Source organism: Slackia heliotrinireducens DSM 20476 (genome assembly GCF_000023885.1).
GTDB classification, from domain to species: Bacteria; Actinomycetota; Coriobacteriia; order Coriobacteriales; family Eggerthellaceae; genus Slackia; species Slackia heliotrinireducens.
The window spans coordinates 2,664,171-2,687,096 of sequence record NC_013165.1 but is presented as its reverse complement, the minus strand read 5'-3'; the positions used below and the strand labels follow the sequence as shown (position 1 = coordinate 2,687,096).

Annotated in this window: 22 protein-coding genes; 12 read left to right on the top strand and 10 right to left on the bottom strand. The window is 60.2% G+C overall.

Features of this window, described 5'->3' with window-relative positions:
• Window positions 1-20: 20 nt before the first annotated feature.
• Entirely contained in the window at window positions 21-899 is an 879-nt protein-coding gene (locus SHEL_RS11920) for a sensor domain-containing diguanylate cyclase (RefSeq protein ID WP_012799534.1), read from the bottom strand.
• Between the two features lie 179 nt (window positions 900-1,078).
• Window positions 1,079-2,005: an Hsp33 family molecular chaperone HslO gene (gene hslO / locus SHEL_RS11915; RefSeq protein ID WP_012799533.1), complete on the bottom strand. Its 927-nt coding sequence runs from the start codon at window positions 2,003-2,005 to the stop codon at window positions 1,079-1,081.
• 221 nt (window positions 2,006-2,226) lie between these two features.
• Between hslO and SHEL_RS11910 the strand changes: the two genes are divergently transcribed.
• The 3 genes from SHEL_RS11910 to SHEL_RS11900 all read left to right on the top strand — a co-directional run bounded on the left by SHEL_RS11910 (window position 2,227) and on the right by SHEL_RS11900 (window position 3,957).
• Window positions 2,227-2,520: a type II toxin-antitoxin system RelB/DinJ family antitoxin gene (locus tag SHEL_RS11910; RefSeq protein WP_012799532.1), complete on the top strand. Its 294-nt coding sequence runs from the start codon at window positions 2,227-2,229 to the stop codon at window positions 2,518-2,520.
• Window position 2,521: 1 nt separating this feature from the next.
• Entirely contained in the window at window positions 2,522-2,959 is a 438-nt protein-coding gene (locus SHEL_RS11905; protein WP_012799531.1) for a PIN domain-containing protein, read from the top strand.
• A 245-nt stretch (window positions 2,960-3,204) separates the two neighbouring features.
• Complete coding sequence (locus SHEL_RS11900; RefSeq protein ID WP_012799530.1) at window positions 3,205-3,957, top strand: nitroreductase family protein; 753 nt, start codon at window positions 3,205-3,207, stop codon at window positions 3,955-3,957.
• A 72-nt stretch (window positions 3,958-4,029) separates the two neighbouring features.
• Here SHEL_RS11900 and SHEL_RS11895 read toward each other — a convergent pair whose 3' ends face one another.
• A complete protein-coding gene (locus SHEL_RS11895) occupies window positions 4,030-5,457 on the bottom strand; it encodes an NAD(P)(+) transhydrogenase (Re/Si-specific) subunit beta (protein ID WP_012799529.1) in 1,428 nt (475 codons plus the stop codon).
• Between the two features lie 2 nt (window positions 5,458-5,459).
• Window positions 5,460-6,995 (bottom strand): Re/Si-specific NAD(P)(+) transhydrogenase subunit alpha, encoded by a 1,536-nt coding sequence (locus tag SHEL_RS11890; protein WP_012799528.1) that lies wholly within the window; start codon window positions 6,993-6,995, stop codon window positions 5,460-5,462.
• A 383-nt stretch (window positions 6,996-7,378) separates the two neighbouring features.
• Here SHEL_RS11890 and SHEL_RS11885 point away from each other — a divergent pair, with 383 nt between their 5' ends.
• Window positions 7,379-8,329: a proline iminopeptidase-family hydrolase gene (locus SHEL_RS11885; RefSeq protein ID WP_012799527.1), complete on the top strand. Its 951-nt coding sequence runs from the start codon at window positions 7,379-7,381 to the stop codon at window positions 8,327-8,329.
• A 77-nt stretch (window positions 8,330-8,406) separates the two neighbouring features.
• On the opposite strand, the gene SHEL_RS11880 is transcribed toward SHEL_RS11885, so the two are convergent.
• Both SHEL_RS11880 and SHEL_RS11875 read right to left on the bottom strand, forming a co-directional pair.
• Window positions 8,407-9,813 carry a sodium-dependent transporter gene (locus SHEL_RS11880; RefSeq protein ID WP_012799526.1) on the bottom strand — a complete coding sequence of 469 codons (1,407 nt, stop codon included), beginning with the start codon at window positions 9,811-9,813 and terminating at the stop codon, window positions 8,407-8,409.
• A 121-nt stretch (window positions 9,814-9,934) separates the two neighbouring features.
• Window positions 9,935-11,350, bottom strand: a complete 1,416-nt coding sequence (locus SHEL_RS11875; protein ID WP_012799525.1) for an aldehyde dehydrogenase family protein — start codon at window positions 11,348-11,350, stop codon at window positions 9,935-9,937.
• A gap of 171 nt (window positions 11,351-11,521) precedes the next feature.
• On the opposite strand from SHEL_RS11875, the gene SHEL_RS11870 reads away from it, so the two are divergent.
• The 7 genes from SHEL_RS11870 to SHEL_RS11840 all read left to right on the top strand — a co-directional run bounded on the left by SHEL_RS11870 (window position 11,522) and on the right by SHEL_RS11840 (window position 18,714).
• A complete protein-coding gene (locus SHEL_RS11870) occupies window positions 11,522-11,932 on the top strand; it encodes a pyridoxamine 5'-phosphate oxidase family protein (RefSeq protein WP_012799524.1) in 411 nt (136 codons plus the stop codon).
• A gap of 199 nt (window positions 11,933-12,131) precedes the next feature.
• Window positions 12,132-12,716 carry a TetR/AcrR family transcriptional regulator gene (locus SHEL_RS11865; protein WP_012799523.1) on the top strand — a complete coding sequence of 195 codons (585 nt, stop codon included), beginning with the start codon at window positions 12,132-12,134 and terminating at the stop codon, window positions 12,714-12,716.
• A 183-nt stretch (window positions 12,717-12,899) separates the two neighbouring features.
• Window positions 12,900-13,898 carry an IS1595 family transposase gene (locus tag SHEL_RS11860; RefSeq protein WP_012797493.1) on the top strand — a complete coding sequence of 333 codons (999 nt, stop codon included), beginning with the start codon at window positions 12,900-12,902 and terminating at the stop codon, window positions 13,896-13,898.
• 217 nt (window positions 13,899-14,115) lie between these two features.
• Window positions 14,116-14,319 carry a hypothetical protein gene (locus SHEL_RS11855; protein ID WP_012799522.1) on the top strand — a complete coding sequence of 68 codons (204 nt, stop codon included), beginning with the start codon at window positions 14,116-14,118 and terminating at the stop codon, window positions 14,317-14,319.
• A 374-nt stretch (window positions 14,320-14,693) separates the two neighbouring features.
• Window positions 14,694-16,004, top strand: a complete 1,311-nt coding sequence (locus SHEL_RS11850) for an OFA family MFS transporter (protein ID WP_012799521.1) — start codon at window positions 14,694-14,696, stop codon at window positions 16,002-16,004.
• Between the two features lie 219 nt (window positions 16,005-16,223).
• A complete protein-coding gene (locus SHEL_RS11845) occupies window positions 16,224-16,793 on the top strand; it encodes a 5-formyltetrahydrofolate cyclo-ligase (RefSeq protein ID WP_012799520.1) in 570 nt (189 codons plus the stop codon).
• Window positions 16,794-17,058: 265 nt separating this feature from the next.
• On the top strand, window positions 17,059-18,714 hold the full coding sequence (locus SHEL_RS11840) for a hypothetical protein (RefSeq protein ID WP_012799519.1): 1,656 nt from the start codon (window positions 17,059-17,061) through the stop codon (window positions 18,712-18,714).
• A 16-nt stretch (window positions 18,715-18,730) separates the two neighbouring features.
• Here SHEL_RS11840 and idi read toward each other — a convergent pair whose 3' ends face one another.
• Window positions 18,731-19,324, bottom strand: a complete 594-nt coding sequence (gene idi / locus SHEL_RS11835; protein ID WP_012799518.1) for an isopentenyl-diphosphate Delta-isomerase — start codon at window positions 19,322-19,324, stop codon at window positions 18,731-18,733.
• 364 nt (window positions 19,325-19,688) lie between these two features.
• On the opposite strand from idi, the gene SHEL_RS14580 reads away from it, so the two are divergent.
• On the top strand, window positions 19,689-20,318 hold the full coding sequence (locus tag SHEL_RS14580) for a TetR/AcrR family transcriptional regulator (RefSeq protein WP_012799517.1): 630 nt from the start codon (window positions 19,689-19,691) through the stop codon (window positions 20,316-20,318).
• A 53-nt stretch (window positions 20,319-20,371) separates the two neighbouring features.
• Here the strand turns inward: SHEL_RS14580 and SHEL_RS11825 are convergent, their stop codons facing one another.
• From SHEL_RS11825 to SHEL_RS11815, 3 genes are read right to left on the bottom strand one after another with little or no spacing between them, the layout of a single operon-like run.
• Entirely contained in the window at window positions 20,372-21,172 is an 801-nt protein-coding gene (locus SHEL_RS11825) for an energy-coupling factor transporter transmembrane component T family protein (protein ID WP_012799516.1), read from the bottom strand.
• Window positions 21,172-22,089, bottom strand: a complete 918-nt coding sequence (locus SHEL_RS11820) for an energy-coupling factor transporter ATPase (protein ID WP_012799515.1) — start codon at window positions 22,087-22,089, stop codon at window positions 21,172-21,174. Before SHEL_RS11820 ends, SHEL_RS11825 begins: the two co-directional genes overlap by 1 nt.
• On the bottom strand, window positions 22,086-22,922 hold the full coding sequence (locus SHEL_RS11815; RefSeq protein WP_012799514.1) for an energy-coupling factor transporter ATPase: 837 nt from the start codon (window positions 22,920-22,922) through the stop codon (window positions 22,086-22,088). The genes SHEL_RS11820 and SHEL_RS11815 overlap by 4 nt, the downstream gene beginning before the upstream one ends.
• Between the last annotated feature and the right edge of the window lie 4 nt (window positions 22,923-22,926).

Genomic DNA, 22,926 nt, shown 5'->3' with positions numbered 1-22,926 from the left:
TCGGTGTATTTGGCGAAGTGTTACGCGATGGCGTTCTTGAGGGCCTGCTTTGCGGCGTACATGCGTTTGTCGGCAATGTCAATGGCCTGCTCAAGCGGCACATCCTGCGTGACGATGGCGTATCCGTAGGAGGTGCTGAGGGGGTTTCCGCACACGATGACGTTGGATTCTGTCTCCTGCAGACGATTGACGATCTGCTCGCAGGCGGCTTCGTCGCAGTTCGGGATGATGAGCAGGAATTCGTCGCCGCCCCAGCGCACCACCTTGCCCTGTTCGCCGATGACTTGCTGGATGTTCTCAACCGTGGACTTGATGAGCTGGTCGCCCATGGAATGCCCGTAGTTGTCGTTGAACGTTTTCAGATAGTTGCAGTCCGCCATGATGACGGCCATGGGCTGATTCACGTCTTTGGCGTCGTCCAGGAACTTGTTGAAAAACGTGCGGTTGAACACGCCCGTCATGGAGTCGATTTGGCTGTAGGCTTCCAGTTTACGCTGCGTGAGAATCTGCTCGGTCATGTCGGAGACCATGCCGATGACGCCCATGATTTCGCCATCCGAATCGATGACGGGCATTTTGGATATCTCGTAATAGTACGTGTCGGGGCCGAACGTCATTTCCTGGAGGTACTTCATGGACTCACCCGTGCGGATGATTTCCTTGTCCTCTTCGTAGAACTTCCGACCGAGTTCGGGATCTGGTTGAATTTCCGGGTCGGTCTTTCCGATGATGGTGCCCTTTCCGCCGGTGTTGAGCATGTCGCAGATGTGGCTCACATACTGATATCGGCAATCCAGGTCCTTGAAGAATACATTGGCCGGAACTGCCTTCAGAATAATCTCAAGCTGCTCGGAAGTAAAATGATGAGCGCCGGGAATTACCTTGCCATCGAGAGACATAGCGGCATCGCCTTCCTGAACCATGTAATTGAGGATGATTCAGTATTGTATCAGAAAGATAGGTTGGTATCGACATATATAAGAACAGAAATAAAGAAAACGCAACCTGTGTAAAGACACTTCTATAGGCCTGACGGTTCAGTGGTCGGGATATGGATGGTCACGTTGGATTCGTCCGCTTAGCTTAGTTGCTGGTCGAAACCGAGCATGGCGGAAAGCTCATCGGGGGTGAACTCGTATCGGTCTCCGCAGAAATGGCAGTACACCTCAGCAGGTTCGTTCTTTTCGATCATGTCTTTGATTTCCGAAGCTCCCAGGGCAAGCACGGCACGCTGCGCCCGTTTTGCATTGCACCCGCAATAAAACGATGCAGGAGTGGTTTCTAACATGATGGGATCCAGCCCGGCGAGCAGCCGCTCGAGCATGGTTTCGGGGGTCATGCCCTGCTCAAGCATATCGGTTACGCTGCTCACGCCCGCCAGGTTCTGTTCGAGGCGATCCACCAGCTCGTCATCGTAGTGGGGCATGAGCTGGATGATGAATCCGCCGGCCTGCCGCACGCTTAGATCGCGGTCGACCAGCACGCCCAGGCCTACGGTGGTGGGCACCTGGTCGCTTGTGACGAAGTAATGCACCAAGTCGTCGCCGATTTCGCCGCTGACCAGTTCGACGCGGCTGGAATAGGGTTCGATGCCCGGCTGGTCGCGCACCACCAGCAGCATGCCGGATCCCACGGCCCCGCCCACGTCGAGCTTGCGCTTGCTGTTCAGGTCCAGCCAAACATTGGGGTGCGCCACGTAGCCCTTGGCGCGGCCCGTGCTGTCGGCCGTGACGGTGACCGGGCACAGCGGACCGTCGCCTTCCAGCGTAAGCGTGATGAGCTCATCAGGGTTTTTGAACATCCATCCCATCATCTGGCCCGCCATGAGCAGGCGCCCCAGCGCGGCCGTGGCCACGGGGCTCGTGTGGTGGCGGGTGCTTGCCTCCTGCACGCTTTCGCGCGCCGTAATGGCGAAGGCGCGGATTTGTCCGTCGCCGGCTACGCCGCGGACGATGTAGTCGCCTGCGGCTGTGCGTTCATGTTCGAAATCGATGACGTTGTCCACGGTGCCTCCTGGAATGCGATTCGGTGCATTCGACATGGTACCACGGGTGGGAACGGGCCGCGTCAGGTGGGGCTTGGCGGGCTTCGGCCGTTTCGGCACAGTGGCGTTGCCGATCTGCAACCGATGCCACGGCACCGTTGATTGTGGCAGCCGTATTACCGTGTTACAGTTATAGCCGTAAGGAAGCCGTATTACGGCAATACAAAACGGAAGGAGTCCAGATGGATCCGGTTGTAACGGGCAGGGTGCCAGAGGCCGTGCGCGATCGCGGCAATGCCGTGTTGAAGGAGATCGGCTCGTCCCCCTCGGAGCTCATCAACGCCGCCTACGACTACGTCATCAGAGAACGTCGCCTGCCCAAAGCCGTCGACTTGCCGGATGCCGGCGCCCGCACGCTGACCGAGGCGCAGGCCGCGGAGCTGCTCAGCTTCATGAAAAGGGTGCGCGTCGAAGTGCCTTCCGAATGGGACGGCGTCACCTTCGACGAGCTGTTCGATCCCGGAATGAGGTCATAACATGCGAATTCTCATTGATACGGACGTACTGTTCGACCTGTTCGCCCAGCGCAAGCCCTATACCGACGAGATGAAGAGGCTCATCATGATGCAAATCGTCGGCGATGTTGAGCTGTGGGCCACGCCTCAGGCCTACCTGGACGTGTTCTACCTCATGCGCAACGTCAACGACCGTACGCTGGTGCAGCGCTCGATTGCGGCAAGCCTGCGTCATGTCAACGTGTGCGCATTGGGTCATGTCGAGGTGGAGAAAGCCATCGAGTATCCGAGCATGGACGAGTCCATGACGGCCGTGTGTTGCGAAAACACCGGTGCGGATTACCTGATTACCCGCAAGCCCGAGGCGTACGCGAGCCTGGGAACGCCCGCGTTGACCCCTGCGGAATACATCGACCTGATGGCCACAAAGCATAAGCTGACCTACGAGCTGCCGGCATAACGGTCGGTTTTCAGCATTGGGAGAGCCCCTCTGCGGAGGGGCTTTTTTTGTGATGTGCCGAGCATGCACGCATTTCCAACGGGTGATAATCCCGAGCGCGCCCGGCAGAGGGAAGCGCATCCGTTACCTTTGCGAGCTCACGGCGCTGTTTATGGACAGGTAGAATGAACCCAAAACCACCAGCAAGGCCGCGTGTCGGACGGTTTGACGAAGCGTTGGCATGTGCGGCGGAAAGGGAAGGCGCCATGGATTTGTACGAAGCGATTGCGACGCGTATTTCATGCCGGGCCTATGACGGCCGTCCGGTGGAGCCGGAAAAGGTGGCGGTCCTCCAGGAGGAGGTCAGTCGGATCAATGCCGAATCGGGCCTGCACATTCAGCTGTACGGTCCTCGTGAGGACGGCTTCGTCATAGAGATGAACCAGGACATGTTCGCGGGCGACATTCCGATGTACGCTGCAGTGGTAGGCCTTAGCACGCTGGACGCCATGGAGAAGGCGGGCTACTACGGCGAGCGGCTGGTTCTGCTGGCTACCGCGCTTGGGCTGGGCACGTGCTGGGTTCGAAGCACCTTCAACCGCGACACCGCCCGCGCCGAACTTGCCGAAGACGAGGATCTTCTGGACGTGATCCCCATCGGGTATGCGCCGGCGGAGATGCCCGAGGTGCAGCAGAAGATCCGCGCCAACATACGCGCCCGGGACAAGAAGCTCGAGACGCTGTACCAGGGTCCCGTAGCCCTTGGCGAAGCTCCCGAATGGATCCGCATTGCGATTCGCGACGTGCAGCTGGGGCCGTCCGCCGTCAACCGTCAGCCCATCGCGTTTACGCAGGAATCCGCCGATGCTCCTGTTCGGGCGATTATTGCGGACAAGGGACGTTTGGTGAGCTATGTCGACTTAGGCATCGCGAAGCTCCATTTCGAACTGTCCGCCGCTGCCCACGGCATGCCCGGCGCCTGGGAATGGGGCGAGGGCGGAGCCTTCGTTCTGGCATGAAAAGGGACGGGCCGAACCCGTCCTAATGTACGTATATAGATGAAGGAGACGGGAATCCGTCTCCTTCCGCGGTTACAGGGCCTCAACGATGCCGGCCATGGACTCCTTGGCGTCGCCCAGCAGCATGTCGGTGTTCTCGTTGAAGAACAGCGGGTTCTGCACGCCGGAATAGCCAGCGTTGCCCATGGAGCGCTTGAACACGATGACCTTTTCGGCCTCCCACACGCGCAGCACGGGCATGCCGGCGATGGGGGAGTCGGGTTCGGTTTCGGCGGCGGGGTTCACCGTGTCGTTGGCGCCGATGACCAGCACCACGTCCACATCGCCGAAGTCGTCGTTGATCTCATCCATCTCGTACACGTTGTCGTAGGGCACCTTCGCCTCGGCCAGCAGCACGTTCATATGGCCAGGCATGCGACCTGCAACGGGGTGAATGCCGAACTTGACGTCCACGCCGGAGGCGATAAGCCTACGGGTCATGTCGGCGACCAGGAACTGGGCCTGGGCGACCGCCATGCCGTAGCCGGGCGTGATGACCACGCGCTTGGCGTCCTTAAGCAGCTGCGCCACTTCGGCGGGGGTGGTTTCGGTATGGGTGCCGTAGTCCTTAGCTTGGCCGGTCGATGCGGGAGCATCTGCGCCGAAGCCGCCGAGGATGACCGAGATGAACGAGCGGTTCATGCCCTGGCACATGATGTAGGACAGGTACGCGCCCGACGAGCCCACCAGCGAGCCCGTGATGATAAGCAGGTCGTTGCCCAGGGTGAAGCCGGCCATGGCCGCAGCCCAGCCTGAGTAGGAGTTCAACATGGACACGACCACGGGCATGTCGCCGCCGCCGATGGCGAGCACCAGGTGGGCTCCCAGTACCAGCGAAATCACCGTGATGATGCACAGCGGAACCAGGCCCGCCTGCACGCCGGTGGTGTTGATGAGCACGCCGATGAGCACGATAACGGCCGCCAGCATGACCAGATTGATGATGTTGCGTCCGGGCAGCGTGAGCGGCTTGCCCGAGATGCGTGCCGAAAGCTTCAGGAACGCGACGATGGATCCAGTGAGCGTCACGGCGCCGATGAACACGGCCAAGCCGACTTCGCCCAGATGGTAGGCGTTCATGCTGCCTTCGAAGTATCCGCCGGGCTCGGTGAGGAACGAGTTGAACCCGACCAAGACGGCGGCCGCGCCGACGAAGGAGTGCAGCATGGCCACAAGCTCGGGCATCTGGGTCATCTGAACCTTGACGGCCCGCCAGGCGCCGAAGGCACCGCCCACGGCGATTGCCGCGATGATCAGACCTAATGCCTGCCAAGCCGCATCGGAGGCGTTCGCCACGGCCACAACGATGACGGCGACCAGCGCCAACGCCATGCCGCACATGCCCATGAGGTTGCCGCGGTTGGCGGTTTTCTGCTGGGAGAGGCCTGCCAACGCCAGGATGAACAGAAGCGCCGCAACGATGCATGCGACGGTTTCGAATTGGGAAAGCATCTCGGTCATGGTTACTCAGAGCTCTTTTCGAACATCTTAAGCATGCGATGGGTGACCAAGAAGCCGCCGGAGATGTTGATCGATGCGATGGCCATGGCGATGACCGCCAGCACCACCACGAGGGGATTGTCGAAGTGCACGATCTGCAACAGCGCACCCACGATGATGATGCCTGAAATCGCGTTCGTCTCCGACATGAGGGGCGTGTGCAGCGAGTGCGTCACGTTGGTAATGACGTAGAAGCCGACGACCACTGCCAGCATGAACACCGTGAAGTGACCGGCCATTTCAGGCGGCGCCCCCAAGGTGAGCGCGACGCCGATGGCGGCCAGCAGGGCTTTCCACCAGTGTTTCTGCAATGCGGATTTCTCGGGTTCGGGTTCGGGCTCGGCGGGCGCTTGCGCCGTGGCGGCGGGTGCCACGCTGACGTTCACCGGGGGCGGGGGCCACATGATCTGTCCTTCGAGGGCCACGGTCATGCCGCGGATGACCTCGTCGTCCATGTCCCATGTGGGAATGCCGTTCTTCTCCTTCGTGGCGAGCTTGAACAGGTTCACGATGTTCTGGCCGAAAAGCTGTGATGCCTGGCCCGGCAGGCGAGCCGGCAGGTCGGTGTAGCCGATGATGGTGACGCCGTTGTCGGTTTTGACCACCTGGTCGGCCACGGACAGTTCGCAGTTGCCGCCGTGCCTGGAAGCACCCATGTCGACGATGATGGAACCGGGCTTCATCTTCGCCACGGCTTCGGCGGTGATCAGCAGCGGCGCCTTGCGGCCAGGCACATGGGCGGTGGTGATGACGATATCGTTTTCCGCGCACTGTTCGGTGTAGACGGCCAGCGTGAGTTTCTGCTGTTCTTCGTCCAGGGCCTTGGCGTATCCGTCCGCGCTTTCCTGCTTGACGGGAATCTCGACGAAGGTGCCGCCCAGCGATTCCACCTGGTCGGCGACTTCGGGGCGCACGTCGGTGGCGGACACCTGCGCACCCATGGCCACAGCGGTGCCGATGGCCGCCAAGCCCGCCACGCCCACGCCGATGACGTAGACCTTGGCAGGCGGAATCTTGCCTGCTGCGGTGACCTGACCTGCGAACATGCGGTTGAAGGTGTTCGCAGCCTCGATGACGGCGCGGTTGCCCGCAACGTTCATCATGGATGAGCGAACGTCCAGCGCCTGCGCTCGGGACAGGCGGGGCACCATGTCCAGGGCCAGAGCCGTGATGTGGGCGTCGGCCAGTTTCGGGAAGAACTCGTCGTCGCCGTGCGGGTTGAGGCGGGAGATCAGGGTTGCGCCGCGCTTTATGAGGGCCACCTTGTCTTCAGGCGGTCTTGACAGGCAGGTGACGATGTCTGCGCCCCACGCCTCTTCGGTCGTCACAATGCGCGCCCCGGCCTCTTCGTAGGCCTCGTCCGCGTAGTCGGCGGATACGCCTGCGCCCGTTTCGATGCAGACGTCGTAGCCCAGCTTGACGAGCTTGCCGACGGTGTCGGGTGTGCCCGCGACAAGCGTTTGCCTTGGGGCAGGTTCTTTAGGTATGCCAATCAGCATGGATGTACATCCCCTCGCGGTGGTTGTCTGGTGCAATTGTCGGATAGGCGGCGCAGAGTCATCTGTATGAGCTGGTATTCTGCACAGGCCGCAGGGGCAGCCTGAGGGCACGCCGGCATCCGGATAGCAGCCGTTTCAGGACAGGGGAAATAATACCCCATTCATTCATAACCAGAGTGAATCTTAGGATGCACAAGAAAAAGCACACGCGGACGGCTTGCGAAGGAGCTGGATTGGCGGCCGTGTGGCGAATCGCCTTGCGTTTCAGGGGCAGTAATAACGGGTTGGAGCCATATGGGGGCAATCGATTGCGGTAAACTGTACGCGAGTCTCGTGCCATACGGACGGAAGTGTGGAATTGACGAACAGAGAAAGGATTCGCCATGGCAGAACCCAAGAAGCTCGAAATCAAATCCGAGGTCAAAGAACTGTATGTCAACTATATCCCCGAGGGATACGAGGAGAAGCTGGCTGCCCAGGACTACAAGGGCACCTATGTGAAAATCGTCGGCGAAAGCGCCCCCGGCAAGAAGCCTCTCCTGGTTCTGCACGGCGGCCCCGGCGACACCCACGCTTATCTGTACGACCTGGCCCTTATCGCCGATAAGTATCAGCGTCAGGTCATCTTCTACGACCAGATCGGCTGCGGCAAATCCTGGTGCGAAGGCATGGGCGAGGATTTCTACAATTACGACCTTTGGGTCAACGAGTACTACGCGGTTAAGGAAGCCCTGGGTCTGGACGACTTCCATCTGTTCGGCAACTCCTGGGGCGGCATGCTCGGCATGCTCTGCATGATGAAGGACGACTCGGGCGTGAACTCCTTCGTCATCAACTCTTCTCCGGTTCTTATCCAGGCATGGCTCGACGCCGCCAACAACCTGATCAAATTCCTGCCGCTTGAGATGCAGAACGCCCTGGCAGAGGCCGAGGCCACCGGCAACTACGATACCGTCCAGGCTCGCGCCGCCTTCGACGAGTATTACAAGCGCCACGTCACCGGCTTCTACGAGAAGGACTACCCGGAGCACATCGCCTATGCGTTCAGCCATGTGGGCGAGTGCTACATGATCATGCAGGGCGCCAGCGAATTCGTGGTCACGGGCAAGATGCGTGACTGGGACATCCGCGAGGGCGTCAAGAACATCAAGGTCCCCTGCATGGCCCTGTCCGGCGGCGACGACGAGGGCAGCCCCGCTGTCGTCAAGATGGGCGTGGACCTGATTCCGAACTGCGAGTGGACCCTGATCCCGGGCGCTCCGCACATCTGCTCCGTCACACATCCCGACGAGAGCTGCGAGGCTGTCGAGAACTTCATCTCCCGCTTCGAATAAGCTGCTTCGGCGCACGTTCAAGGGCGACCCGATCTCGGGCCGCCCTTTTTAATGGCGCGTGCCACTTGGAGGCTCGGCTAGCCGATCCAAGTATGAACCAGCGGCGCGTACCCCATGACGAAGATGATGATGCCCAGCACGGGGATGCCGTATGTGCACCAGCCCTTGAGGAACTTGGGGAAGCGGATGCCCTCTCCGGCGTCGACCTCGGCAATGAAATTGTCCCAGCCCCAGCCCCATGAGCTGCAGCAGAACACCGTGAAGACGAGGCCGCCCAGCGGCAGGATGTTGCTGGACACGATGAAGTCCTCGATGCCCTGGATGTTGCCGATGCCGGGAATTTCGAGCCCGCTCCACACGTTGAATCCCAGCACGCAGGGGATGCTGAGCACGGCGAGCATGGTGCCGTTGCGGATGACGGCCTGCCGACGGGTCCATCCCCAGCGGTCCATGGTCCAGGTGACCAGCAGCTCGAACACGCCAATGACGGTGGAAAGGGCCGCGAAGCCCATGAACACGAAGAACAGGCAGCCCCATACGTTGCCAAGCGGCATCTGGCCGAACACCACAGGCAGGGTCTGGAAAACGAGGGACGGGCCGGAATCGGGGTTGATGCCGTAAGCGAAGCACGCGGGGAAGATGATGAGTCCCGCCATGATGGCCACGGCGGTGTCCATGCCTACGGTGGAAAGCGCCTCGCCAGTCAGGCTGCGCTCGCGGCCGATGCGGGAGCCGAAAATCGCCTGGCCGCCCATGCCGACCGAAAGCGAGAAGAACGCCTGGCCCATGGCGGCGTACACCGCATTGCCGAGCGATCCCATCTTCTGGGGCAATGTGTCTCCAGCGAACAGGTGGCCGAAATCAGGCAGTAGGTAGAATTTGAGCCCGTCGGCGGCGTTCGGCAGGGTGATGGCACGGATGCAGAGCACGACCATAAGGATGAGCAGGGACGACATCATGAATTTGGAGACCCGCTCGACGCCTTTCTCGATGCCGAGCGCACAAACGATGACGCCGATGGCCACTGATACGAGCATCCAGGCCATGATTTCTGAAGGGTTCGCCACCATCGCGTTGAAGGCGGTTTCGGTAAGTGCCGCATCGGCTCCGTCGAACATGTTCGAAGCCATCTTAGGGATGTAGGAAAGCATCCATCCGCAGATGGAGGTGTAGAACATGAGCAGCAGCATGGAGCCGACGTAGCCCCACCAGCCGAACCAGCGGAAGTTCTTCTTGGACGGCAGCACATCGAAGGCGCGTGCAGTGGATTGCTGACTGGCGCGACCCACAGCGAACTCCATCACCATGACGGGAAGGCCTAATATGACAAGGAATACCAGGTAGAGGGCGATAAACGCCGCTCCGCCGTATTCTCCTACGATATAGGGGAACCGCCAGACGTTGCCCAATCCGATGGCGCAGCCTGCCGCTACGAAAATGAACCCGATTCGCGAGCCGAAGTGCTCCCGTGCCTCTTGTGCCAATGCGAACCTCTTCTGGTGTGTGCCGATAGTGCTGAAGCATCATATCCGAAGGGTTTTGCCGTGCCAACCGATAACCTGACAAGGGCGCACAATCTGCGGATGCGAAGGCCGCCTAGAGCCCCTATCGCTCGAACAGCTCCAGCAGACGCATCTTCCAGCCGCCGGCGTCTCCGTAGGGGTGCTCGCGCAGCGGCATGTTGAAATGCCGCGAGCCGATCAGCACCGTGGATGGGTGGGTGAACTCCCTAAAGCCCCATTCGCCGTGGTAGGCCCCCATGCCGGAATGGCCCACGCCGTTGAACGGGACGCCCTTCACCATGATATGCAGGCACACCTCGTTGATGCATCCGCCTCCGTACTGCTGGGTGGCCATGACCCGCTTGGCCCAAGGGACGTCGCGCGTGAACAGGTACAGCGCCAGCCCGTGTTCGCGTCCGGCGATGGTGTCCAGCAGCGCGTCGATTTCGCGGTCGGGATAGGGGACCACCGGCAGGAGCGGGCCGAAAAGCTCGTGCTTGACGATCTCATCGTCGGCGCCTACGGGATATATGACGGTGGGCGCGAACTTCAGCGTCGTGGAATCCGCCTGCCCGCCGTAGACGATACGGTTGAAATAATGCCTGGCCCAGTCGCGGCAACGGTCCCACGCCGCCTTCGAAACCATTCGGGGGTATTCGTCGTTCTCCGTGGCGTTGGGTCCGATCTGCGCGGTGAAGGCAGCTTTCAGCTCTTGGAGGAAGGCGTCCGCTACTTCTTCGGCCACGGCGACCTGATTGATGTCGATGCAGATCTGGCCTGCGTTGCATAGCTTGAAGAAGGCGATCTTGCGGGCGGCGTCCTTCAGGTCTGCGTCGGCACGGACTATGCACCAGTTGCCGGTCTCGCCTCCCAGTTCCAAACCCACAGGGGTCAGGTTCTCCGCAGCGCTGGACAGCACATGACGTCCGACCTGGGGAGAGCCGGTGTAGAAAATCTTATCGAACCGCTGGGCAAGGCATAGGTCGGCCACGTCGTGCCCCCCGTCCACGACGGCAATGTAATCGTTCGGGAATGCCTCGGCGAGCATCTGCCGGAGGGCTTCGGTGCAATGGGGCGATTTCGAACTGGCCTTTATGACGGCCGTGTTGCCGCCCGAGATGGCGGCGGCCAACGCACCCAACGACAGCAGGATGGGGAAGTTGAAGGGGCTTATGATAAGCGTCGTCCCATACGGCATCTTGTAAACATGTGTGATCAGACTGGGAAAACAGGTCAAGCCGCTGAAGTGCGTCTCTGGCCGGGCCCATCGCCGCAGCCCGCGGATGCACTCGTTGATTTCGGCCACAGAGCTTCCGATGTCGCAGAAGTATGCTTCGGCCGGCGCCCGACCCAGGTCCTGGTGCAGGGCCTTCTCAAGACGGGGGCGCCAGCGGAGGACGGCCTGCTTCAGGGTCTTGAGCTGCCGGATGCGCCAGCCCACATCCAGCGTCTGCCCGCTGGCAAAAAACCGCCGCTGCGATGACACCAATTTCTGAATGTCCTGTTCAGTCCAGCTCATCGTTCACCTCGTTTCGAATGATGGAACCATTATCGTGCAACCGCTGCGAATGGCAAAGGGGAAACGCAGGCTCCCTACGGGATGGTTACGAAGCCTTGCGCCGTGTGTCCACCTGCCTAAGGAGTATATAATGCGTTGCATAGGTTAAGGATAAAGCGAAAGGACCTTGTCATGACTGTTCAAGAAGAAATCAGTGCCTATCTCGGCGAATGCGGCGTGTTCTATTTCGCGACCGTCGACGGTGACGGCGCATCGGTTCGCCCGCTGGGGTTCCAGATGGCTCGAAACGGCCAGCTGTACCTGGGCATCGGCACCCATAAGGATGTGTACAAGCAGCTCGTGGCGAACCCCAAGATCTCTCTGGCTGCCACCAAGCCCGACGGATCGAGCTGGCTGCGTCTGAGCGGTACCGCCGTCTGCGACAACGACCCCGCGCTGGTGGATGCGGCCTTCGAGGTCATGCCGCAGCTGAAGCCCATGTACGAGGCCAACGGCTGGACCATGGGAATCCTGCATTTCGAGGACGCGACGGCCACCTTCTACGAGAACCTGATGGTTCCTGCGCGCGTCGAGACGTTCTAACAATCCAATTAGACAATCCAAAACGGGGTACGGGAATTTTCCTGTACCCCGTTTTCTTTTGGAGCGATGCAACCGAACGGTTTCCGCGACAGGTTAATCTCAAGAAAAACCACTCCCGCTCTTTAAATAATATTATCGCGATAATATAATACGCAATTAACGTTAAGTACCACATTTGGACATCGGCGAAGGGGCGCTCATGAACTCAGAGTACAAACAGGACTTGCGCGTTCGGAGGACCGAAGAATCCATCCGCAGAGCGTTCGCGGAAATGCTTCTGGAGATGCCTTACGAGAAGATCACGGTTACGGAGCTCAGCAAGCGGGCGTACATTAATAAGAAGACGTTCTACCGTCATTACGCCGTACTGGATGATCTGCTGCAGGAAATCCAGCGCGAATTCGCTGAACCCTTCGCACAGCTGACTGCCGGATTGCGCTACCCCGACGATGTGGATGCGATTACGCGGGAATTCCTGATGTACAGCGCTAAGCAGGGCCCGCTTTACGATGCCGTTATCTCGAGCGGCATGCATGACGACATCCTGACCAAGGTTTTGAATGAAATGGGTGCAGAGCGTTACGGCATCCAGAACCATCCTGCCGGTTGGGACGACAACGAATGGTCCATTTATATTGCCCATGTCACATCATCCCAGGTCAGAGTGTACAGGCAGTGGGTGCAAGACGGCCGTAAGGTGCCGGTGAACCGCATGGTCGCCCTGGGTGTGCGTCTCATTTGCGGCGGCGCATATCTCGAAAGAGGACTGAAGCATACGTCCTAAATAAAAAAGTTTTCCTACAGTCAACCAACGTAGGCATGCTAGGCACTCCCGAGCAGTCGGCCGCCGTGCTGTGCAAAAGGCTATAATGGCGGAGCCAAACAATGATCAGCCCAGGTGCCCATCCGGTCCATTGTTTGGCGACGATCCCGATCGGATGGGCGCCTGGGCGGATGGGATACCGCCATGTCCACCCGTACGAACCCGTTCGCGAAGCGGGTCAACGCCCTCGATGAGGGCGATTTCGCGCTCTTGCAAGAGGCCGTCGAGACGAGAAGGTGCCGCGAGTCCGTCGGCGTCGGAGATTACGACGAGGCTGCCGACGAGTGGAGGCCCCGGCCCCCGTGCCCGAGATGCGGTTCCGGCGAGACCGTCGGCCGAGGCCGCACGGGTGCCGGCCGCAGGTTCTGGGAATGCCGCGACTGCGGTCGCAAGTACACGTCGTTGGCCGGCACGATATTCGAATCCTCGAAGAAGCCCCTGTCCGCATGGGTCCTCTTCATCCGCCTCATGTGCTACAACGTGCAGCTCGACGCTGCGGCGGAGCTCTGCGGGATGTCGCACCAGACGGCCTGGGAGTGGCGCCACCGGGTCATGAGCACGATAGACGGCTACCAGGACCGCATCGTCCTGCGGGACAAGGTCTGGATAGACGAGATGTACGTCACGGACTCCGACCTGAAGGGAGGCCCGGGCTGGAGGCCGAAGAGGGGCCTGAGCAAGGACAAGGTCTGCATAGCGGTCGCGATCGACGTCCACAAGAACGTGGTCGCCGTGCGCTGCGGCCACGGCAAGCCCTCGGCCAGGCGCATCAAGGACGCGCTGCAGGCCAGCATCGCCGAGGGCTCCGAGATCTTCCACGACATGGAGAAGTCCCACAAGTCGCTGGTGAAGGCCGTGAAGGGCGTCGACCGGCCCTACAAGGCCGACACGAAGGACCCGGAGTACCTCGAGAAGATGGCGATGGTGAACAACCTGTGCTCCTGGATCAGGCGCTACCTGCACGGCTACGTCGGCATGGACGTCAAGAACCTGCAGTCATATCTGAACTGGTACGCGTACCTGTTCAGGGTCAAGCGGGCCGAGGAGAAATGGCCCAAAGTGGAAAGGGTGCTCCGCCATTTGTTCATGGCCGACGCCACTTTCCGCAGCTCGCGCAAGCGCGGTCACGCCTACGTTGGTTGACTGTAGGGAAAAAAGTTTCGACCCAAAAGCTACAGTTCTGTCCCGTCCGTGGCATATCTTTTACGATATGCCACGGACGTTTCTTTTGGGTGAAAAAAGTCCCGTTTTGCATTTTTTCGCCCATTGAGTGACGTTTTCAAGGGGTCTATCTTTCGTATTGCAACAGCAACGAACAAGCCGCCCACGTAATTGGCGGAAACGAATGATTGGAGTAGCAATGGCAACTTCTTACAAGCGCAAGAGCGAATGCGGTCCTTACATCTGCTGCGGTGCTGCAGCTGTCTCCCTGAGCCACGAGCCCGGCGAACCGACTGGTATCGACAACATGGTTTCCGCTGTGAAGCGTCTCTTCTCCCGTAAGGACAATGTGTCCATGGAGACCGTTCCTGCCGAGCAGGGTGCCGCCAGCTACGCCCTCTAGTTTTTAGACCCTCCTATCGCCCCGCTGTTTATCAGTGTCAGCGGGGCTCTTTTGTGCCTAGCGGCGGTCGTCGTAGGATGGCGGGGCTCGATCCGGTATTGCCATCTAGGCCGGAACGAGCCTATACGCCGCGCATGCGGGGCGGTGTACGGCACATTCGTACCGTGCGCCGCTTTCGCCCTGGTTTGAAGCGTCAATAATGCTACAAGCGTGGCATATAATTGCGATATTGTCCCAAACTTAAAGAACAAGTGGCTTATAACACTAACCCGATAATTTAGTCCCTTGAGCCTATGTCGCATTGTCCTTTATCGTGCGTTCCGATGAAAACACGGTTTTCTAAGTCACGACGCCTATCGATTGAGGGGATTCAAATGTCACAAACCGCGAATGGAGTATCGAAGCGCTGGCTTCTGCTCGTTATCACTTTCGTCCTGCTGTGCTTCTTCGGCCTGATTTACGCATGGTCGCTGTTCATCGAGCCTCTGGAGTCCAATTTCGGATGGCAGCGCTCGCAGACGTCCGCCATTTTCACCATTTCGTGCGTGACGGTATGCCTCGGCATGGTGGTGTCCGGCGTGCTTACCAGCAAGTTCAACTACCGCTTGGTCATGGCCGTATCCGCCATCATGATTTCCATCGGTTTCATCGCATCGGCCTTCTGCAATTCCCTCATTGAGATTTTCATCTATTACGGTGTGCTGGTCGGCACGGGTGTGGGCATCGGCTTCAACTGCGCCATCAACACCACGCTCAACTGGTTCCCCGATAAGCAGGGCATCGTTTCCGGCGCATTGCTCATGGGTTACGGTGGAGGCGCCATGATCCTGAGCCCCCTGGTCACCATGCTGCTCGGCGTTCTCGACTGGCGCATGACCTTCGGCGTGCTGGGCGTTCTGTTCGGCGTCCTGGTCATCCTTGGCGCGATTCTGCTCCGCAATCCTTCGCCTGAACAGGTGGCACCCCTGCTCGCTCGGGCCCGCGAAAACAACATCGTATCCTCTGTTGACTACACTCCCGTCCAGATGATCAAGACCCCCGCTTTCTGGATCTGCTTCATCTGGCTGACCCTGAGCACCAGCGGCGGACTTGCCCTGATCAGCCAGGCGGTTCCCGCCGCCATGGAGGTGCTTGAATCCGCCGGCGCCGGCACTGGCGCGGCTGTGCTGGCAACCGCCACGGCAGCCATGGGCAGCGTCTCGCTGTGCAACGGCCTGGGTCGTCTCATCAACGGTTTCGTGTGGGACAAGCTCGGCTACCGCGCATCCTTCACGTGGATTTCCCTCGCTTTCATGGCCGGCATGGTATGCTGCGCCCTCGCCGTGAAGGCTGCTAGCTTCCCGCTGCTCGTGGTCGGCTTCGTCCTGCTCGGCCTCACGTTCGGCGGTACCATGTCCGCTACCTCTGCCGTATGCGGCACGTTCTTCGGGACGAAGCATTTCGGCATCAACTACGCCCTGATGTGCTGCCAGATGATTCCTGCAGCCATCATCGGACCGACGCTGCTTGCGGCAACTCAGTCCGGTTCGGGCAGCTACGGCCCTGCATTCTGGGCGTTCTTCGCTCTGGCAGTGGTCACCGCAGTGTCCTCCATCGCCATTAGGCGACCCAAGCAGCAAGCTCAAATAGAAATACCGGATGGTCTGTTTAACGCAGTCGACGAAAGCGTTCAACAGCCCGCATAGCCTGCGGGAACGGAGGCAACAAGTCGATGGGAGTGGTTGACGGTTCCGCTCCCATCGATCGTTTTTTAATCCTATCCCTTCCGGCGGATTCAGTCATCACAAGATTCGCTGTCGATAAGGGGCCGAAGCATTGATGTTTCGGCCCCTTATCTTATATATAGAGGGGAAACATCAATGGTATGCTAGGCATTCGAAACCACCGCATGCGAGGAGTCGATGATGGACGACATTGCTTCGAAAAAGAACGAACTGCGCCGAAAGCTCAGGGCACTGAGAAACGACCTGGGCGAAGACAACCGCGTCGCCATCGATGCGGTTGTGGCGACGAACGTGTGTGAACACCCCGCCTATCAGCAGGCTGATGCCGTGTACGCCTACCTGTCGGTAGGTGCGGAAGTGGATACCCGTGCCATCATTCGGGATGCCTGGTCGAAGGATAAAATGGTGGCGGTGCCCCGATGCGTGCCGAATACTTCGCTCATGGATTGGTATCGTATCGACGACTTCGAAGGGCTTGAGGCCAGCTCCTTCGGAATCGAGGAACCGCCGGCAAACCCGGATCGGTTGGTGGCCTTGCCTGCGGAAGGCATCCAGGCCGTTGCGCTGGTGCCCGCGTTCTCCTTCGACCCTGACCGGTTCCGACTAGGCTATGGCGGCGGGTTCTACGACGAGTTCCTGCCGAACTTCCATGGCGTGTCGATCGGTTTGTGCCGTGCCTGTCAGATGAGCGACGTTCCGCTGCCTCGTCGCGAGGGGGATATCGCCGTCGACGTGGTGATAACCGATTAGCGATCCGACTGTTTTGCCCGAGCCTGCAACTTGCCGCAGATTGTCGGTCGCGCCGAACAAACTTATTTGATACAACGACGCGCAAACAAGAGCGCTGCCGTCGGGCATCCGGCGGCTCTTTTCGGTTGTTTGTCACGCACGGTGCCGCGGCCGTTTCTCCTACTTGTAATTGCGCAACTTTCCGACGGGGTCCGGGGAGATAATCCGCGTATCGAAAGGGACGGCATGTCCCGTAAAAGCGTAGCAGTTGAGTAAAGGATCCCCGATGCATGACCTTAACCGAACCCTTTTCTACAAGACGTCTTTCGATATCGAATCCGTCAAGCCAGGCACCGACGTGCTGTGGCAGCTCATGATGAGCATCCGTTATTGGATGGTAGGCAAGTGGAACCGAGAGGGGGAGGTCGTCCCCGAGTCGAAGCGCCAATGGGGCGCCTTCAAATCCGGCGCGGTGTTCACCTCCCTTGACGAGGCGAAAACCGTGCGCTTCGAATCCGCCGTGTTCTGGGACGAACCCGTCGGTACCCAGTGGACCTGCGCGATTACCGAAACGATCGCCGATCCCGGCTACGCCCATCGCCAGTGGACCACCGAAATCGGTTTCACGAAGACGGGCGAATGCGCCGGCACGGTGTCGCTGGTGCTGTCGTACGGCGACCAGCCAGGTTTCTTGGGGCCCCGCCAGCAGATTCCCGAAGAGTCCATCCCGCGCATCGTGCGCATTCTGAACGGCAACATCAACCTTGCCTGTTCCATCGACGGGCGGCCCTTGGTTTTCGGGGCGCAGGCGCTGCACGTGGGGGATTTCCCGAAGTTCTGGGAGGTCATCTCGAATGCCGACCGCAGCGTGCCGGTGATCTACGTAAGCCCGAGGTTCGTCGACGGGCGGCCCGAATTCGCCGTCGATCCGCAGGCTGTGGCGCGTGTTCTGGGGACGAGCGCCTTGGTGTATTACACCTGCGACCCCGATTTCTGCGAAGAGATGGAATACGGCATTCCCAGTCATGGTCTGCGATGCAGCAACGGCATGGTGCGGGCGTACACGCTGCGGCCGAATTTCGACGACCCTGAGGACGCCGTGCGCCACCGCTTCTTCACCGCGTCCGACGTGCAGGACATGGGTGCCGAAGTCCTGTTGGACCTGTTCCGCCAGGTGTACGCCCAGGATGTGAACTTCTACGAGCAGATGGTGCGCATCGACGACGTTCGCACCAAGGTGCGCCGCGCCAGTCTGGAAAAGCGCGCCCAGCGCCGGATTGAAGCGGTCGAGGAGGAAGCCATCAGCATCGCCAGCGACATCGAGGAAGGCCTGCTGGAGGTCCAGCGCGAAAACGACCGTCTGACAAAGGCTCTGGCCGAGGTGGAGAACGAACGCCACCTGCTTGCTGCCAAAAACGAGATGCTCGAATATCGTCTGAAGGGCGGCGCGGACGCCGCCGAGGCTCAGCGGGTCGAACTGAACAGTTGGCCCATGTCGCCCCGTGAGGTGGCCGAGTTGTTCCTGCGGGTGTATCCCGACCGCATCGCCTTCACGGGTCGCGGTTTCCGTTCGCTGGACGAATGCTCCACCAATTCCGAAACGGTGTGGAACGCCCTGTACGACCTGTGCACCATCGCTCACGGCCTGCTTCGCAGCCAGGGCGGCGTCGATCCGGCACGGGAGTTCAACGACCGATCCAGGTTCGAATACGCCCGCGGTGCTGGGATGATGACCCGCAAGAACGCCAAGCTTATGGAAGACTACGTTGACGAATACGAAGGCCGCTCCTTGGAGGCGCAGATGCATCTCAAAAGCGGCATCAAGGAGTCCGACGACCGTTTCATGCGGATGTATTTCGGGTATGACCAGGTGAGCGGCAAAATCGTCATCTCCCACGTGGGTAAGCATCTGGCCACCTATTCCGCCCGCACCCTGAAGTAGCCGGGCCGGGTCGGCATTATCGGTCGGCCAGGAAGACCAAGACCATGGGGAACACGGTTAAAGACCAGGGGGCGAAGGCGGCGGGCTGCATGATTAGCTCGTCCGCCAGGTCGGCAAGGGGCATCCACCGCACCCCGTCGGTTTCGGAGGGGTCGGGGCGAAGCTCGCCTTCGCATCCTCCGACGAACACGTGATCGTATTCGTATTCGGCAATGCCTGAAGGAAACGACGCCCTATAGATGAATGAACCGATTTCCCGCAGGTCACGGGCCTGCACGCCCAACTCCTGGGCAACGCGGCGATAGGCTGCGTCGACGGTGCTTTCTCCGACTCGCGGGTGCGAGCAGCACGAATTGGTCCAAAGCCCCGCGGAGTGGTACTTGCACGGCGCGCGGCGGGTGACCAGCACCTCCGGCCCGGATGCGCCGTCGCGCACCAAGACGACCGAGAATGCCCGATGAAGCAGGCTTTCCCGATGGACGCGCTCTTTGGAAGCCGTGCCCACAGGGTTGTCGAACACGTCCACGAGGATGAGTTCGTCGCTTTTGGCCGGATCGCTAGCCATCGGATCAGGCTGCCGGTTGCATTCGACGACATGTTCGACATTCATGGTTGCATCCCTTTCTCGGACGGGCGGCATCGGGTTTTAACCAGAGATTCATTCTAGCGCAAGCACCGTGCGGCGCGAACCGCGGAGGAAAACGCCTGACGATTCGTTAAGCGCACGCGCGAGCCTGACGTGCTGCGGAGGTTTGAAGCCCGCCGAGGAAAGCACAACATTGAATCTGGTGCAAAAAACAGGGTTTTCGCCAACACGAACCCGAATCCGGTTCAATCAGTGTCCTCGGTGTACGCTACGGGCCATGCGACCCATGTCGAGGCGGGCGTCTGGAGCTGTGCACGAAGGCTACTTGCGATAAAAGTTTGCTGGGGGTAATATTTCTTCAGCATGTACCGGTGGTATAAGAGGAACCATGACTGAAACAACCGCAACACAGCAGGCCATTCTAGACAGTGCACGGCGCCATTTTTCGGAAAAGGGCTTCCGCGGGGCCTCTCTCAACCAGATTGTAAAGGATGCGGGCTTCACCAAAGGCGCGTTCTACGGGTATTACGCCAGCAAGGAGGAGCTGTTCCATGCGCTGGTCAGCGACACCTTCGAGGGCATGAGCCGTATCCTGGGGTCGATGACGGCGCAATGGCAGAGCTATCCCGACGAGGAACGCGTGGGCCAGTTGCCTGAAGCCTATCTCGATCACCTGCCTGAACTGGTCGATTTCTTCTTCGAACACCGTGACGACATGCGTCTTATCCTGACTAGATCCGAAGGCACGCGGTATGAGAACTTCCTGCAGGATTTCAGCGGGCGGAACATCGCGCGCATTGGGGAAGTCCTGGAGCGGGCACATCTGGAAGGGTGCATCGATCCGGACGTATTCGGTATGGTTATGGGCTCGTACTACTCGATGCTGGCCCAAATCGTGGTGAGCGATTGCCCGCGTGAAGAGGTGTATTCGAAGATGCGCGATGTCCAGACGGTGTTCCAGCACGGCTTGCTGGCGCTTTTGGACAGCGGCAATCATGGTGGGGAGATGCATGCGTAAAAGGGGGAGTGCGTCTTCCCACCGCATTTCAGACGTCCGATGCCCCAGCTTTCTTACAGAAGGATATTGAGCGCCACTACGCAGGCGATGCAAGCGCAGACCAGAAGCATGGCCAAGCCGTCTGCCGCGCGCAGCTTGAAGGGATTGAGCTTTGTGCGGCCCGTCCCACCGTGGTAGCAGCGCGCCTCCATGGCGCCGGAAAGGGTTTCGGCATGACGGAACGCGCTCGTGAACAGAGGTACCATCAGACTCGATATGCCCTTGAGGCCGTCCTTGAACACGTTGGCTGAAAAATGTGCGCCGCGGGATGCCTGAGCGGCGCGGATGACATTCAATTCCGTCATGAACTGGGGAAGGAACCGCAGGGCGATACCGAGGATCATGGCGAACTCATGGGCGGGAAACCCGATTTTCGCAAAGGGCTTGAGCAGGGCCTCCATGCCGTCGGTCAAATCGATGGTGGTGGTCGTCAGTGTCAGCAGGCTGGCGACAAGCAGCAGCAGGGTGAGTCGGATGCCCATGAACACGGCCAGGTGCACGCCGCCCTGGTTGATGACAATAGGTCCGAGCTGCAGCAGCACGGCGCCGTCATGCTCGAAGAAGATGTTGATGATGGCCGTGATGACTACGATGAACATGAGCGGCGCGATGGAATGCAGGGCTTGGCCCGCCGGCACGTGCGAGAGTGCGAAGGCCGCCGCTATGAACAGGGCGCATACTCCAAGGGCGGCGTAGCTGCCGCATGCGAAGATGGCTCCCATCATGGCGAGCATCGCCGTGATCTTGATGCGTGCGTCCAGGTTGTGCACCGCGCTGTCGGCGGCGTAGTATTTACCGAGCAATGCGTCGTTCATCAGGCACGCTGCTTCCAAACCTGAGCCACGGCGCTGGTCAGCGTCTCCAGGGTAAACAGCCCGTCGGGCTGCTGCAGGTCGATGCCTTTCGCCATGAGCTTGGACCCCACCCGTTGCGCGGCGGGCTGGCCCAGGCCGATGGCCTTCATCTGGTCGCCGTCGGCAAACACTTCGGCGGGCGTGCCCAAGGCATGCATCCGCCCTTGGTTGAGCATCAGCACCCGGGTGCACAGTCGCGCCAGGTCGTCCATGGCGTGGGACACCATGACCACGGTGAGCCCCTGTTCACGATGAAGCCTGGCTATGAACTGCAGAAAGTCCTCTCGGGATTTGGGGTCGAGGCCCGCCACCGGCTCGTCGAGCACCAGCACGGTGGGCTCCATGGCCAAAACGCCGGCGAAGGCGACGCGGCGCTGCTGTCCGCCGGACAGCCCGAAGGGGCTCGCGTCCCGCAGGGCGTCGGCATCTAGGTCGACGCGGTCCATGGCCTTGCGGTAGCGCTCTTCGGCCTCGTCGGCGCTGCAGCCCAGGTTGCGCGGCCCGAACACCACGTCTTCATACACGCTGGCTGCGAACAGCTGGTGTTCGGGGTATTGGAACACCATGCCGATGCCGGATTTGGCGGCGGTTTCGGGGTTGCCGACGGGCTCCCCATCGATGAGCACTCGTCCTTCGGTAGGTGTGAGCAGGCCGTTTATGTGTTGGATGAGGGTACTCTTGCCGCTGCCGGTATGCCCGGCGATGCCCAGGAACTCGCCCTTGTCCAACGTGAAGCTGATGTTGCGCAGCGCCCATACCTCATCGGGACGGTTGCCCCAATCGGCGCGGGGTTCGGCAGCAACGCGCTTGCGGCGCTTTGCGCGCTTGATGTCGGCGGCGTGCTGATAAGTGAAGCCGACATTGTCGAACTCGATCATTGCGCACCGCCTTCCGCAAACAGCCGCTCTACATCGCTGACCAGGTCGTCTTCGTCCACATGCACGCGCACGGGCACGCCCGCCTCACGCAATGCCAGGCTCGCCTTGACGGCGAACGGCACGTCGAGCGACAGCCGCTCGAGCTCCTGCGCCTGGGTCAGCACTTCTTCGGGGGTGCCCTCAAGGGCGACGGAGCCGGAGTCAAGCACCACGACGCGGTCTGCGTGGACGACCTCTTCCATATAGTGAGTGATCATGATGATGGTCATGCCCGCGTCGTTGAGCTCGCGGCAGACGCGCATGAGCCCGTTGCGGCCGCGGGGGTCGAGCATGGCGGAGGCTTCGTCCAACACCAGGATCTTCGGCCGCATGGCCAGCACGCCGGCAATGGCGACGCGCTGCTTCTGGCCGCCGGAAAGGGCGTTGGTCTCCTTGCGCTCGAAGCCCTGCAGACCCACCTGCTCAAGGGCTTCGGTCACGCGTTGGCGCAGCTCGGCTGCGGGAACGCCCAGGTTCTCCGGGCCGAATGCGACGTCGTTCTCAATCAGGTTGGCTACCAGCTGGTCGTCGGGGTTCTGAAACACCATGCCCGCGTTGCTCCTGATGAAATACAGGTTTTCGGGATCGGAGGTGTCGCATCCCAGCACCTGGGCGCTTCCGCGGTCGGGTGCCAGCAGGGCGTTGATATGCTTGGCAAGCGTGCTTTTGCCGCTGCCGTTGCCGCCCAGGATGCAGAGGAACTCGCCCTCCTGCACCGAAAGGTCGATACCCTTCAACACGAATTCATCGCCTGTGTAGGTGAACCAGGCGTCGTCCAGCCGTAGTGCTTCCATAGGT

Excerpts from the sequence above, each read along its gene's own strand:
- SHEL_RS11920 (WP_012799534.1), bottom strand. The coding sequence starts at position 899 with ATGTCTCTCGATGGCAAGGTAATTCCCGGCGCTCATCATTTTACTTCC.
- SHEL_RS11910 (WP_012799532.1), top strand. The coding sequence starts at position 2,227 with ATGGATCCGGTTGTAACGGGCAGGGTGCCAGAGGCCGTGCGCGATCGC.
- SHEL_RS11905 (WP_012799531.1), top strand. The coding sequence starts at position 2,522 with ATGCGAATTCTCATTGATACGGACGTACTGTTCGACCTGTTCGCCCAG.
- SHEL_RS11900 (WP_012799530.1), top strand. The coding sequence starts at position 3,205 with ATGGATTTGTACGAAGCGATTGCGACGCGTATTTCATGCCGGGCCTAT.
- SHEL_RS11895 (WP_012799529.1), bottom strand. The coding sequence starts at position 5,457 with ATGACCGAGATGCTTTCCCAATTCGAAACCGTCGCATGCATCGTTGCG.
- SHEL_RS11890 (WP_012799528.1), bottom strand. The coding sequence starts at position 6,995 with ATGCTGATTGGCATACCTAAAGAACCTGCCCCAAGGCAAACGCTTGTC.
- SHEL_RS11885 (WP_012799527.1), top strand. The coding sequence starts at position 7,379 with ATGGCAGAACCCAAGAAGCTCGAAATCAAATCCGAGGTCAAAGAACTG.
- SHEL_RS11875 (WP_012799525.1), bottom strand. The coding sequence starts at position 11,350 with ATGAGCTGGACTGAACAGGACATTCAGAAATTGGTGTCATCGCAGCGG.
- SHEL_RS11870 (WP_012799524.1), top strand. The coding sequence starts at position 11,522 with ATGACTGTTCAAGAAGAAATCAGTGCCTATCTCGGCGAATGCGGCGTG.
- SHEL_RS11865 (WP_012799523.1), top strand. The coding sequence starts at position 12,132 with ATGAACTCAGAGTACAAACAGGACTTGCGCGTTCGGAGGACCGAAGAA.
- SHEL_RS11860 (WP_012797493.1), top strand. The coding sequence starts at position 12,900 with ATGTCCACCCGTACGAACCCGTTCGCGAAGCGGGTCAACGCCCTCGAT.
- SHEL_RS11855 (WP_012799522.1), top strand. The coding sequence starts at position 14,116 with ATGGCAACTTCTTACAAGCGCAAGAGCGAATGCGGTCCTTACATCTGC.
- SHEL_RS11850 (WP_012799521.1), top strand. The coding sequence starts at position 14,694 with ATGTCACAAACCGCGAATGGAGTATCGAAGCGCTGGCTTCTGCTCGTT.
- SHEL_RS11845 (WP_012799520.1), top strand. The coding sequence starts at position 16,224 with ATGGACGACATTGCTTCGAAAAAGAACGAACTGCGCCGAAAGCTCAGG.
- SHEL_RS11840 (WP_012799519.1), top strand. The coding sequence starts at position 17,059 with ATGCATGACCTTAACCGAACCCTTTTCTACAAGACGTCTTTCGATATC.
- idi (WP_012799518.1), bottom strand. The coding sequence starts at position 19,324 with ATGAATGTCGAACATGTCGTCGAATGCAACCGGCAGCCTGATCCGATG.
- SHEL_RS14580 (WP_012799517.1), top strand. The coding sequence starts at position 19,689 with ATGACTGAAACAACCGCAACACAGCAGGCCATTCTAGACAGTGCACGG.
- SHEL_RS11825 (WP_012799516.1), bottom strand. The coding sequence starts at position 21,172 with ATGAACGACGCATTGCTCGGTAAATACTACGCCGCCGACAGCGCGGTG.
- SHEL_RS11820 (WP_012799515.1), bottom strand. The coding sequence starts at position 22,089 with ATGATCGAGTTCGACAATGTCGGCTTCACTTATCAGCACGCCGCCGAC.
- SHEL_RS11815 (WP_012799514.1), bottom strand. The coding sequence starts at position 22,922 with ATGGAAGCACTACGGCTGGACGACGCCTGGTTCACCTACACAGGCGAT.